Annotated in this window: 10 protein-coding genes; 5 read left to right on the top strand and 5 right to left on the bottom strand. The window is 37.4% G+C overall.

From position 1 onward, the window contains the following. The first annotated feature begins 239 nt into the window (after positions 1-239). From ACP6PL_RS24285 to ACP6PL_RS24275, 3 genes are all read left to right on the top strand, one after another. On the top strand, positions 240-800 hold the full coding sequence (locus ACP6PL_RS24285) for a bleomycin hydrolase (protein ID WP_426547885.1): 561 nt from the start codon (positions 240-242) through the stop codon (positions 798-800). A 127-nt stretch (positions 801-927) separates the two neighbouring features. After that, positions 928-1,422, top strand: a complete 495-nt coding sequence (locus ACP6PL_RS24280; protein ID WP_426547883.1) for a globin family protein — start codon at positions 928-930, stop codon at positions 1,420-1,422. Between the two features lie 168 nt (positions 1,423-1,590). Then, positions 1,591-2,202 carry a HEAT repeat domain-containing protein gene (locus ACP6PL_RS24275; protein ID WP_426547881.1) on the top strand — a complete coding sequence of 204 codons (612 nt, stop codon included), beginning with the start codon at positions 1,591-1,593 and terminating at the stop codon, positions 2,200-2,202. A 181-nt stretch (positions 2,203-2,383) separates the two neighbouring features. Here ACP6PL_RS24275 and ACP6PL_RS24270 read toward each other — a convergent pair whose 3' ends face one another. Both ACP6PL_RS24270 and ACP6PL_RS24265 read right to left on the bottom strand, forming a co-directional pair. After that, positions 2,384-3,316, bottom strand: a complete 933-nt coding sequence (locus ACP6PL_RS24270; protein WP_426547879.1) for a HEAT repeat domain-containing protein — start codon at positions 3,314-3,316, stop codon at positions 2,384-2,386. Positions 3,317-3,427: 111 nt separating this feature from the next. Further along, positions 3,428-4,222 (bottom strand): phycobilisome rod-core linker polypeptide, encoded by a 795-nt coding sequence (locus ACP6PL_RS24265; protein ID WP_426547877.1) that lies wholly within the window; start codon positions 4,220-4,222, stop codon positions 3,428-3,430. Positions 4,223-5,007: 785 nt separating this feature from the next. On the opposite strand from ACP6PL_RS24265, the gene ACP6PL_RS24260 reads away from it, so the two are divergent. Further along, positions 5,008-6,288, top strand: a complete 1,281-nt coding sequence (locus ACP6PL_RS24260; protein ID WP_426547875.1) for a HEAT repeat domain-containing protein — start codon at positions 5,008-5,010, stop codon at positions 6,286-6,288. A 336-nt stretch (positions 6,289-6,624) separates the two neighbouring features. Here ACP6PL_RS24260 and ACP6PL_RS24255 read toward each other — a convergent pair whose 3' ends face one another. The 3 genes from ACP6PL_RS24255 to ACP6PL_RS24245 form a co-directional block, all read right to left on the bottom strand. Next, positions 6,625-8,997 carry a calcium-binding protein gene (locus ACP6PL_RS24255; protein ID WP_426547873.1) on the bottom strand — a complete coding sequence of 791 codons (2,373 nt, stop codon included), beginning with the start codon at positions 8,995-8,997 and terminating at the stop codon, positions 6,625-6,627. Positions 8,998-9,570: 573 nt separating this feature from the next. Next, positions 9,571-9,816, bottom strand: coding sequence for a hypothetical protein (locus ACP6PL_RS24250; protein ID WP_426547871.1), 246 nt, complete (start codon positions 9,814-9,816; stop codon positions 9,571-9,573). Then, positions 9,785-10,465, bottom strand: coding sequence for a response regulator transcription factor (locus ACP6PL_RS24245; protein ID WP_426547870.1), 681 nt, complete (start codon positions 10,463-10,465; stop codon positions 9,785-9,787). Before ACP6PL_RS24245 ends, ACP6PL_RS24250 begins: the two co-directional genes overlap by 32 nt. A 353-nt stretch (positions 10,466-10,818) precedes the next feature. Between ACP6PL_RS24245 and ACP6PL_RS24240 the strand changes: the two genes are divergently transcribed. After that, positions 10,819-12,075, top strand: coding sequence for a sensor histidine kinase (locus tag ACP6PL_RS24240; protein WP_426547869.1), 1,257 nt, complete (start codon positions 10,819-10,821; stop codon positions 12,073-12,075). Positions 12,076-12,544: the final 469 nt, after the last annotated feature.

Here is a 12,544-nt window from a genome sequence, read left to right as displayed (position 1 = left end):
AGGGGAGGCTTTAAACCAGAATTATTTAATTATTAATAATTAATAATTGGGTAAAGAGTAAAAAATATTTGGCTCTTATCTTATGTTCTTGACACCCCATTAACTAGAAAATCGTAACAAATATTTACTTCTTTACGAAATATTACTTTCTTACTCAGAAAGCGAGACAAAACAGACCTTCTTGTTAGATAGTTAACTCAAGGTTACGAAAAAACGATTTTTAAAGTAAGGAGAGCTCAATGTTAGATGCTTTTTCAAAAGCTGTAGTTACAGCAGATACCAAAACTGCTCCTATTGGTACAGACGAATTAGCTAGCTTAAAAGAATTTATTGCTCAAGGCAACAGACGTCTTGATGCAGTAAATGCTATTGCTAGCAACGCAAGCTGCATGGTATCTGATGCTATCGCTGGTATGATCTGCGAAAACGATGGATTAATCCAAGCTGGTGGTAACTGCTATCCTAACCGTCGCATGGCTGCTTGCCTGCGTGATGGAGAAATCATCCTACGTTATGTTACTTATGCATTACTAGCTGGTGACGCTTCCGTTCTCAATGACCGTTGCTTAAATGGTTTAAAAGAAACTTATATTGCTTTAGGTGTACCTCTTCAATCTACTGCTCGTGCTGTTCAAATTATGAAAGCTCAAGCTGCAGCTCACATCAAAGATCAACCAAGTGACGAATTGGCAGGAGGTAAAAAGCGCATAATGGGTTCTCCTGTAGTAGAGGATCGCTGTGCTAGCTTAGTTTCTGAAGCAGGTGGCTATTTCGACCAAGTAATTGCTGCTCTAAGCTAATTTCTCTCAAACTGTCTAGCCATACCCTATCGAGGTATCCAGTTATTGGCTTGTCGCTGTTTAACGATTAGCCAAAAAAGTTTTAATCCAAATCTAATCAAGTCCAACAAAAAAGAGTTATAAAGACATGAAATCAGTTATTACCACAGTAATTTCTGCTGCTGATGCAGCAGGTCGTTTCCCTAGCAGCTCCGATCTAGAGTCAGTACAAGGTTCTATCCAGCGTGCAGCAGCTCGTCTAGAAGCTGCTGAAAAGTTAGGAAGCAATATTGATGCAGTTGCTCAAGAAGCTTATAATGCTTGCATCAGCAAGTATAGTTATTTGAACAACGCTGGTGAAGCTAATTCCACAGACACTTTTAAGTCTAAGTGCCTCCGCGATATCAAGCACTATCTACGCTTGATCAACTACTGCTTAGTTGTTGGTGGAACTGGTCCTCTTGATGAGTGGGGAATTGCTGGTCAGCGTGAAGTTTATCGTGCTCTAAGCTTACCTACTGCTCCTTACGTTGAAGCTTTAAGCTTTGCTCGTAATCGTGGTTGTGCTCCTCGCGATATGTCTGCTCAAGCATTAACTGAGTACAATGCTCTTCTCGACTATGTAATCAACTCCCTATCCTAAGATATAGGAATTGAGGCAAGGGTGATACTCTTGCTTTAAAAGTGCTTTAATTTAAAACTGAGGGACTTTCAGTTCGTTACTCGCCTGATATTTAGGTGAGCAACTAACTAAGAGTCCCTTAGTTATTTTGGCATCATACTTTAAATTTGTCACACTACTCAGAAAACGATGACACAATCCTCATTATTTGAGCAACTAAAACACCCTAACCCTAACTTGCGCGAGCGAGCAATGTGGGAAATAGCTGAAACTTGTGATGAAAATACTATTCCTCGCTTGATGGGAATTTTGGCAGAAGAAGATACGGTCTATCGGCGAGCAGCAGTTAAGGCACTGGGAGCTATTGGGACAGATACTGTGCCATCTTTAGTCAATTCATTGCTCAACAGTGATAATTCAACTATTAGAAGCAGTTGCGCTAAGGCTTTAGCTCAGGTAGCTATCAACTACAAGAATGTTCCCTTCCCCTCTGACGGTATTGAGGGTTTGAAAAAAGGACTCAATGATTCTAATCCCGTTGTTCATATTGCTTCGGCAATGGCCTTAGGGGTTATTGGTGTGCCTGCCTTAGATAGCTTGCTTGAGGTTCTTGATGAGACTGATAATTTAGGCTTAGTAGTAGCAATTCTGAATGCTGTTAGTTCTATTAATGACGATCGCTCTAGAGAAGTCTTAACCAAGTTAGCTAATGACGAATCTGTTGATACCTATGTACGGCAAACTGCTAATAGTGCTTTATCTCGCTTGGATATGTTGAAGTTTAAATCTAACCCAGGTTAAATTAACTTTTCGGCGTTGCACAATCAGGAATGATTAAATCCGAAAGTAGATATTTTTGGATAATGTTTCCTCAACAATATGTACAGCTTAAAATCTATTATCATTCTTTAATGTGCAACCCCAATTTCTCTATGGCTAAAGCTCTCTGCTTCAGCCAAGTAATGATTATCTAAGAGCTAATTTATTCAGAATCGTTTTCTGGAGATTGCCTCTCTAATTGAGTAATTGCTAATTTGATAATTTTCTTAATCTCTTCATTTGCTTCCTGTTCCCATGCTTCTCGCAATGGTTTTAAAGCGCTATGGGAACGAATTTTCATTAAAGACAAAGCTGCAGCCTTGCGGGTTTCACCGCTAGTAGGATGATTCAGTAACTCAATGAGGCGGGGAACTGCTGGTTTGTAAGCTAAATTTCCCAGAACTGCTGCTGCTTCAGTGCGTACCTCTTCAGAGGAATCTCCCAGGGCAGTTATTAAAATATTGATAGCCTCCTCTTCTCCCGAATCTTGGGCAATTTTGGCGATCGCTCCTACCACCGCAGACCTAACTGCCACTTTTTCAGAATTAATTTCCCGATACAAATGGTCTTTTGCTTCAGGTCCAATAAATGCTAAAGCCCAAGCAGCATGACCTTTGGTACTTTCTGGATATTCTGCCGAGCCTAAAATCTCTAATAGCACAGGGGCAGCAGATTCTCCTATCCGAGCAAGAGCGCCAACTGACGATCCTTTAACTACCGTATCTTCATCATTAAGTAGGGCATGGACTAGGGGAGAAACTGTATCTGGATCGGCAATTAAGGTCAAAGTTTTGGCACTAGCTCGTCGCACAACAGGATCGGAATGATTGAGGAGAGCTTCAGTTAGAAAAGGAGTAGCTGGCTTGCCAATTTGTCCAAGAGTCTCAGCAAAACCTAAGCGCACCATTCCCCGGGAATCGCCCAAGCATTCTACCATGAGTTGTAACCGTTGCCTATCATTGGTGTCAAAAGTTTTTTGGATTGCTTCTTGTCTAGTTTCTACTAGAAAAGTATCTATTTCTTCTGGAGACAAAGTTTTTTGGGCTGCTTCTTGTCTAGTTTCTACTAGAGAAGTATCTGTTTGTTCTAGAGACATGGAAAAACTATAATAATTTGAGAACTAATATATTTAAAATACACTAAAAAACCAGCACTGTAATTCTCAACCATTACAGCACCGGGGTAGATTAGAAAAAAAAGACAAATATTATGCTACTTCTGTAATACTTAGAATTTTTCCACCAGTTTTGTGAATATTTTGAACTTGCTGAGACATCTGACTGTAGTTAACTACAAATTCTTGACGACTAAACTTGCTCAACCTAGCAGTAGCTCTCGAGCTAGAAAACTCAATTTTAAAACGCTTTTCTGTATTGTCGAAAGAACCTCCATTACTCACAGCGAGTAGCTTGATGGGAGTCGGTAAATTAGCCGCTACTGAAGTAATTAACTTAGCACGGTTATCACTATCATTAGTAGCAGAACCCCTTAACAGAGAAAACGTCCGGTTGAAAACTTCGTTTTTCAGCCCAACAACTGAACGAATACTCCGAGGATAGGGTACAACATTTTCACCAAAACTCTCAATATATTCCTCACTATCGATGTAGGAGTTAATCTCAACTCCATACCCCTCTTCGTTATAAATCTGAACGTGCTCAGAAATTTCCGCCTGTTCTTGAGGAGGACGACCTAAAAGATGCTTGAAGTTCAACTCAATAAAGCGATACTGAGATGAAGACTCAAAAAATAGTTTTTGATAAAGACTTGATTGAGCCACACTTCTAACAAACTCACGGACTGTAATGTCTCTATTGCGGAGCATAGACTCAGCACTAGATAGGCGATCGCCTTCCATCAGATACTGATTTCCTAAAACTTGCTTATAGACAGCTTTGATAACCTGTTCTAGTTCTTCTTCACTAATATTGGCGTGGAGTTCTAGCGGCTCTACTTCAAAAGCATCTAAACCAAGACTTGCTGATGTAGTTAAGTTTCCCATTCATTTCCTCCTAAACACTTCATGTTTAAATTAGTTTTTCTGAAAAATTATATTTCTCTTAAAAAGCTTGATTTTGCCTGTAGTACAAGCAGTTAGATTGTAATTAATACAATCTTGATTCCTATCTTCTGTAAATATATAAGGCAATAGTAGTTCAAAATCTCATTTATGATAAACAAGTTAATAAAATTTCACTAAGTGATATGCAAAACCTGTAAAGTTAATTTTTATTACTTTTGCTACTTAGTTGCTTGACAAACTTGCAGAAAATATTATAAATATTTTTATTAACATAGAATACAGCTATTAGGTCTGCAACTTATCAAACTTTAAAGATACTTAATATCTTATCTGTAGTCTACTTTTGTGAAAACAGCTATAAATTAACGGGGAGCTGCTTTTGCTTTGGCCTGAGGAGTATTAAGTACAAGGATTTTTGGTGTTGGTAGATGAAGGTATAATTTTAGGAGTTAGGAAATAGAAAAAACTGTTTCACTATCCAAAGTTAGTGACTAGATTCTGATACTTAAGAATCAGCAATACCAGATTAAAAAAAACACAATTTTCTCACAATATTTGGAGGATCTTTATGCAGACACAACCTGTTAATATAAGCTTGATAAAAATTAATCCGACACAGAATTATTTAGATCTTTGCATCTTGTTTTAAAAGCAATATATCGACGAAATGTCTCTACAAAACTTTTAGCGTATGTTTATGTCCCAAATTGATATATGATCTATTCAAGAAATTAATTGTTGATTGTAATTAACACGCCAAGAAAATGGATAAGCGTTTTTTCAATATATTTCCTGGATTAACTGAAGAAAAAGCAATTGCTTTGCTAGAAGCACCCCTAGAAGAATTAGAAGACAAATCAGAACGTTATGTAGCAGCAAGTCATTTAGTTAATTTTCCCAGCGATCGCTCAATTAATGCTTTAATCAAAACTATACAAGATACTAATCCTGTTTTAGAACATAAAATTGCTAGACGTAAGGCGATCGAAACATTGGGGCGTTTGAATGTGACATCAGCATTACCCACAATTCGAGGTTGCTTAGGTGATGCAGACTGCTACACTGTAGAAAATGCTGTCTGGGCAATTAGTGAAATAGGAACTGAAGACCAAGAAATTCTGGCAGAAATTGCTCAGTTGTTGTCAAAACCTGGTCAAAGTTATCGTTTAATTATTCAGGTGTTGGCAAAATTTGACTATAAACCTGCCATAACCAAGATTCAGGAATTTACAGAATCTGATGATGAACCTATTGCTAGTGCAGCGATTGCTACTATTTGTCGTTTAACTGGAGACTATTCACAAATGACAAAGGTAGTCGAATTTTTACAGCATTCTAGTGTTAATGCTAGACGTGGTTGTATTCAAGACTTAATTGATGCTAAATATTATCAGTCAATTCCGAATATTGCTAAATGTCCTGTTTCTATGGTTTTTCGTCTCCGAGCAATTAGACTCTTAGCAGAAACAGGCATTCCCACAGGTGAGATTAACTTTGCTGAAATCGAACCCTTTTTAGATTCAGTCATTCGCGATCGCCCCAACGATCTAGAATTAGTTCACGAATACGATCAAACTCCAGCTTTAGAATTTGTCATTAAGGAGTTATATAGTACAGATTTTGGTAGGTGTTATTTAGCTGGCAAAACTCTTTTAGAAGTTTACCCAGAAATTGCAGGAGCAGCATTAATGGCAACCTTTGCCGAAAGCGCTCATAATGATTATGGCGCTCACTATCATGTAGTTAAACTTTTAGGTTGGCTAAAATATGTTGATGCTTATGATTTGTTGGTAGAAGCACTGCACAACACAGCGCCTCAGTTTCAGAAATCTCGTGGTGCTGCTGCACTTGCTCTAGCAAATTTAGGAGATGAGCGGGCGATACCTTTGCTGAGAGAAAGTATTAGTAAGACAAGAATTTTTGACTTGAAATATGCTTGTTTGTTGGCGTTGAAACAGTTAGGAAATAGTCAAGTTGCTGAGTTGTTTGTTGATGATTCAGATTTATTGATTCAAGCTAAAGCCAAAAACCTTAGTATATCTTAGTTTAATCAGGGCTTACGCAAATGTACTATATATAGAGTTCAAAAACTATAACGTTATAGTTTTTAACGCTATATCTGTTCTCTCTGCGTAAGTCCTATTAATATTAGGGCAGTTTTCATCGTATAGCGCTACGCGCTAGGGAATAGGGAACAGTAAACTGTCAAACGGTTTCAGGATTTAGAAATGTCGTCAACTATTTGCGTAGTGCTATAAAATTTTGGTAAGCAGGAAAAGTGCCAGTTTTAACGGCTGGATGGAAGCGACTCTACGGATTTTAATCCGTAGTCAAAAAAATGTGTTATACCATTTCTCAAAAGTCTTGCTACATCCCCGAAATTACCGAAATACAAAATTATCGGCACTATTTTCAACACTAAGTGCAGCTTGATTTTCAAGGTTAACGAATAAACCTCCACTACCGAAACCAACTTCACTACCATTCTGATTGTAGAATAAATTACCATTATTGGTGTTGTAAACAATAACAGCATCAACGCTCTCAGCATCACTATCGCTGTTGACAGTAGCAAACACACTTTCAAAGCTAGTTCCCCTTTCAATCACATCAAAAGTCGTCACATCTAGAAGTATAATATCTCGCTCTAAATCGAAATCAGTAATCGTATCTACTCCTAAAACGCTTGAATCAAATGCCTGATTCGTATTAAAGATAAAACGGTCAATACTCGCGCCACCCGTAAGGGTATCGTTTCCTGACCCACCATTGAGGCGATCGCGACCTTGACCACCCTTCAAAATATCATCTCCACTACCGCCAAGCAAAATATCGAACCCGCGACGACCTTCCAAGGTATCATCACCGTCATTACCCCGAATTTTATCGTGACCCCGTTCTCCTATCAATATATCGTTGCCAGCATTACCAATGATGCGGTCGTTACCAGCACCACCATAGATTATATCATCACCACCGGAAGTGTTCTGGTTTGTGTCACCACGAAGAATATCATTTCCTTCATTGCCAAAGATAACATCATCACCAATTTCACCCGTAACTGTATCATTACCTTCAAGAGCTATGATTAAATCATTATTCTCCGTACCAGGAAGTAGATCGCCTTGGTCAGATCCATTGATTACAGCATTAATATCCGGCAATTGTATTTCACCAATACCTACTTTTCTTACGAGAGCAGAGGATTCAATTTCACCATCTTCGTCAACTTCCTCCTCTAACACCTGACCCAAACCAGGAGCATAATAACTAAATTCAGATTCATCAGCTTCTAACTCAGAAAACTCGCGAATTTGTACGACATTTTCATAGTTGCCAAAATCAGTTGAAACAGAAGCATCAGAACTAATAACTTCAGCTTGCTCTTCTTCCTCACCGATCTGAAACCGCTCGTAATAAACATCACCAACTTGAGGACTACCAACTATTACATAACCTGGTAAATTTTGTTCTTGTCCAGCTTGCCAGGAATCTTCTTCAGTCGAAATCAGTTGACCCTGCTCATCGTATTCATACTCAATTTCATCTTCCCCCATGAGCCAGACATTACCTTCTGTATCTTGAGCATAGTAAGCTAATTCCTCCTCAGTTAGCAAACCATTCTCAAATACCTTTTCCTCAACTACCCGAGTAGTGACACCAAGAATTTCTTTTGTTTGATTTGTCACAAATAGAACTTCTTGCTCAACTTCCTGCTCTCCAGTATCTGAGTCAATTTCTTCACCTTCGTAAATAAAAATATTTCCTGGTTTCAAGGGGAAGTAAGGGTTGTTAATTTCTGCACTAGACTCAAAATTAGCTGTTGGTAAAGCTGGAAGTGTCGCTTCTGCCAAAGTTGAAATTCCCACCAATTCTGGAGAGAGTTCTGGGTCTCCTCCTTCTTCTGTAATTCCTTCTTCCGCCAAAATTTGCCCAACACCAGGAGCGAAATATTTGAACTCAAAAACATCAGGTTCGAGTTCAGTAAATTCACGAGTTTTCAGAACATTTTCGTAGTCGTCTAAGTCTATTTCAATTGATTCATTGAGACTAAGCACTTCAGCTTGGTCTTCAGCAATGCCAGGAGCAAACTCTTGAAAGTAGTTATCCCCTACTTCAGGATTAGCTTCCATCAGAAAACCAGGTAATGCTCCATCAACTCCCGCTTCCCAAGAGCTATTATTATTTGTGCCAATTAAATTGCCGTTGTCATCATATTCATAGTTAGTGGCAATCTCACCCATATACCAAACGTTACCTTCAGTATCTTGAGCATACCAATCAAAGGTATCTTCAACTAAGACTCCTTCTTCCCAAGCAACGTCACGAACAACTACAGTGTCTACCCCCTCAATTTCATTCGTATCATGAGTTACAATGACCTGATTACTCTCTAGGAAATCATCATCCTCGTCATCATCATCATCATCATCATCGTCCTCGTCATCATCGTCCTCATCATCATCATCGTCCTCATCATCATCATCGTCCTCGTCATCATCATCGTCCTCGTCATCATCATCGTCCTCATCATCATCATCGTCCTCATCATCATCATCGTCCTCATCATCATCATCGTCCTCGTCATCATCCTCGAACTCTCCAGTCATTTCATCATCGTCATCATCATCGTCCTCATCCTCAATTTCAGCACCATAGGCAAAAATTGTCCCTGGAATTAAGGGGAAGTAAGAATTATCAATAGCAGCACCTGGCTCAAATTCTGCTTGGTCAAAATCTGGAAGAAATGGCATTTTTGTTCTCCAATATTTATATAAGAATGTTCATTTTTATCTGGCCAATAGTAAAAGCTGTGGTACTTATTGTATGTTTAAAGCTGAACTTTTAGCCTGATTAAGATACTTATAGTTGGAGAATGTAAAGAACTGGAAAAGATTTCCTGCTCTGTCAGATATTTTTTTATTTCTCTAGCGGAACTTTAGAAAAAAATAGGTTAAAAATAAGCTCAAAAGCTTATACAGTAATTTTTTTACCTTCAATCAAATGTTTTCTTGATATATCTAGGTTTTCCTAGGTCATGCTACGCAAACAGGTATTTTCACCACTGAGAGGTATTTCCCTTGCTAATATTGGGTTTGAAGCCATTTTCGGTGTAAAAAATCTCAAAGTACTGCTAGTCCCTACTGTCCAGGAGTCAAAAGTTAATTTTATAAAAGTCAAAAAACTTTTTTCTTTCCTTTTTTCATCCTTTCAGAGACTGTCTGTTAAAGGAATATTAAATCCACCGTTGGTGAAGGCATAATGCTTTTGTCTCAAATATCTATAAACAAAACTATAGTTGTACGGTTCATAAATATTGAAGAGCATTACCTAATCACCAAGCCCAGATTTAGTATTACCCCAATTAAATTCTTGGCGTTGCTAATTTGAGGTATGATTTCTTGTCCAGATAAGAGCGCAAACAAAAAACTTTCTCCGTCTACTATTCTTTCTTCTTCCTTCTTTCCTCCTGACTCTTGACTCCTGACTCCTAAATAATTAATATTAATATCATACACTAATTCACCAACGCAAAATTCTTCAATCAAGAAGGCGATACCCTCCCGTACCATAAACAGTTTCCAGCCAATTTTTTGACATTCCAGCAGATTTCAGTTTACGTCGTAAATTATTAACATGAGTTTTAACAGTTTTTTCTTCAACTTCAATCATTTTGTCAAATTCCCACAACTTTTCTAGTATTGCAGAACGAGTTAAAATTTGATGAGGATTTCTTAAAAATAGTTCTAGAATCATATATTCTTTATGGGTTAAAGAAATAACTTTTCCCTCATAAGTAACTTCACAAATACTAGGATCGAGTTGTAATTTTCCATAGCTAAGAATTGATGGCTTAGTTTCTCGAGTCCGGCGAGATAAAGCCCTAATTCGTGCTGCTAATTCTTCAATTTCAAAGGGTTTAACTAAATAATCATCAGCTCCAGCATCAAGTCCAATTATTTTATCAGTAGTTGTATCTTTTGCTGTTAACATCAAAATCAAAGCATTAAAACTAGCAGCGCGTAAACGTTTACAAAGAGTAATTCCATCTAATTTAGGCAACATCAAATCTAATAGAACAATATCATAAACAGAAGCTTGAGTATAATTCCAACCTTCTATACCATCAACTGCTATATCTACAGCATGATATTGATGTCTTAAATCCTCTGCTAAAGGTTTAGCAATTCGGTCATCATCTTCAACCAGTAAAATTCTCATTGTTCTAATTATACGATAAGTTTGAACTATGCTGGATATAATAATAGGTAGTATGGCGTTTTTCAATTAATTGTGGCACAATTGAAAAAAATATTATATATTTGCAGAAATTAAAATTTACAGTGGATTTAATTTAACTGAGTTAGCAAGCAAGATGCCTACTCCACTCCACACTTAATATTAGCAATCTATGGCTTTGTTGCACGAATATCCTGGAATCCTTGCAGTACAAGACTTTTACATTAATAATATTTATTGATAAATCCTTATTTCATAATGCTTCTAGCACTTTCATGCAACAAAGCCGCAATCTATTAATAAAATTATTTCTTACTTCTCAAGTATAACTGCTTATGTTTCAGAAAATTCGCTATCAATTATTACTATCTAATTTAATCGTATTAACTATTATTTTAACCGCCTTTGCTATCACAGTACGCATCACTTTTGCTTACAGTCTAAATCAACAACTTATTGATAGACTAAATACTCTAGCAAGAGCAGCAGCAACTGGAATTGACATTGAGGATGGAGAGGTGGAAACTGATGATGAGGAAATTATAGCAGGACAAAATCAGGCAGTACAATGGTTTGATGTAGAAGGGGAATTCTTAGCTCAACAAGGGGAATATCCCTTAAGTTTACCCCTAGATATTAGTCAGTCTCTTCAGAAACAAAATTCTCCTTACCCTGCTCAAGGGTTGACTACACCTGTTAATGATGACGAAAGTGGAGAATTTGTTGGTTACGTTCGAGTTAGTGAATCATTAACGGAAGTGCAAAGCATTACCCGCAGATTAGATTTGGGGTTAGGTGGGGGGGTTTTCGTATCTCTGGTTTTAAGTGGTTTTGGTGGTATCTGGTTAACTCGTCAGGCAATGCAACCCATTGAAGAAAATTTTCAAAGACTACAACAATTTACTTCTGATGCTTCCCACGAACTCCGTAGTCCTCTAATGGCAATTAAAACTAATGCTGCAGTTGCACTGAAATATTCAGAAGGGATACGTTCTAAAGATTCGGAAAAGTTTCAAATGATTGGCAGTGCTGCTAATCAAATGACTCGTCTTACAGAAAGATTACTGATTTTAGCTCGTACTGATAAACTAACTCAACCCGATTGGGAGATTGTTAATTTAACCTCCCTTTTATCAAAATTATGGCAATTTTACAACCCTCACGCTCTCCGAAAAAAAATTGATTTTAAAGATAAAATTGCTGGAAATTTATATTTACGAGGGGATAAAGTCCTACTAACACAGCTTTTTACAAATCTCATCAAGAATGCTATTTACTATACACCTTTAGGGGGTGTGGTTGAAATTATAGCTAAACCTCTAGGATCTAATTTAATTATCAAAGTACAAGATAATGGTATTGGTATTGCACCAGAATATCTCGAAAAAGTCTTTGAACGATTTTGGCGCGCAGAAAAGTCTCGTTCCTACAAAGCTAAAAAATTTGGATTGGGGTTAGCGATCGCTCAAACAATTGCTCAAAAGCATGGTGGTTTGATTACTGTCGATAGTCAACTAGGAAAAGGTAGTTGTTTTACTACACGCTTACCTAGGGTGGAAAAGTTGAAAAACAAAAAACTCTACTATAGGTAGTTCAATAATTAATAATTAATAATTAATAATTAGGGTTTGCTGAATAAGTATGAGTAGTAAGGGCAGGAGCCAGAATTCATAATCCAGAACTCAGGAGTAATGGGAATTAGAGAAGAGGTAGTCAGAAGAATCGTCCCTTGATTTTCTGCCCAACTCTTGCCTAAAATGCGCTCCTTTTTGAACCTTTTCTACCTCAAAGCCTGCACCCCCTCAATACCATTAAAGGCGCTTTTCTTTACCTGTGAATGCTTCTAGATTTAATCAGCCAGCCCTAATTAATAGACCTCTCCGGAAAATAGGGAGTAGGGGGAAATAATTAATGATTTATGTACGATAATTGATTTGATTTTTAATTATCACGCCTATGTGTAATAATTACCTCTTCTTAAAAAAAAGCTGTTAGTCCTGAACTTAAAAATTGTTATACCAATTACCAATAATATTGCTATACTTAAATTTTCTATTAAAG

This window comes from Dapis purpurea BLCC-M126 (assembly GCF_050015975.1).
Classification (GTDB): Bacteria; Cyanobacteriota; Cyanobacteriia; order Cyanobacteriales; family Microcoleaceae; genus Trichodesmium.
This window is presented reverse-complemented; position numbering and strand designations above follow the sequence as displayed.

Bases quoted from the DNA above. Each gene is read 5' to 3' on its own strand.
- ACP6PL_RS24250 (WP_426547871.1), bottom strand. From the start codon at position 9,816: ATGGTACGGGAGGGTATCGCCTTCTTGATTGAAGAATTTTGCGTTGGT.
- ACP6PL_RS24280 (WP_426547883.1), top strand. From the start codon at position 928: ATGAAATCAGTTATTACCACAGTAATTTCTGCTGCTGATGCAGCAGGT.
- ACP6PL_RS24265 (WP_426547877.1), bottom strand. From the start codon at position 4,222: ATGGGAAACTTAACTACATCAGCAAGTCTTGGTTTAGATGCTTTTGAA.
- ACP6PL_RS24285 (WP_426547885.1), top strand. From the start codon at position 240: ATGTTAGATGCTTTTTCAAAAGCTGTAGTTACAGCAGATACCAAAACT.
- ACP6PL_RS24275 (WP_426547881.1), top strand. From the start codon at position 1,591: ATGACACAATCCTCATTATTTGAGCAACTAAAACACCCTAACCCTAAC.
- ACP6PL_RS24245 (WP_426547870.1), bottom strand. From the start codon at position 10,465: ATGAGAATTTTACTGGTTGAAGATGATGACCGAATTGCTAAACCTTTA.
- ACP6PL_RS24255 (WP_426547873.1), bottom strand. From the start codon at position 8,997: ATGCCATTTCTTCCAGATTTTGACCAAGCAGAATTTGAGCCAGGTGCT.
- ACP6PL_RS24270 (WP_426547879.1), bottom strand. From the start codon at position 3,316: ATGTCTCTAGAACAAACAGATACTTCTCTAGTAGAAACTAGACAAGAA.
- ACP6PL_RS24240 (WP_426547869.1), top strand. From the start codon at position 10,819: ATGTTTCAGAAAATTCGCTATCAATTATTACTATCTAATTTAATCGTA.
- ACP6PL_RS24260 (WP_426547875.1), top strand. From the start codon at position 5,008: ATGGATAAGCGTTTTTTCAATATATTTCCTGGATTAACTGAAGAAAAA.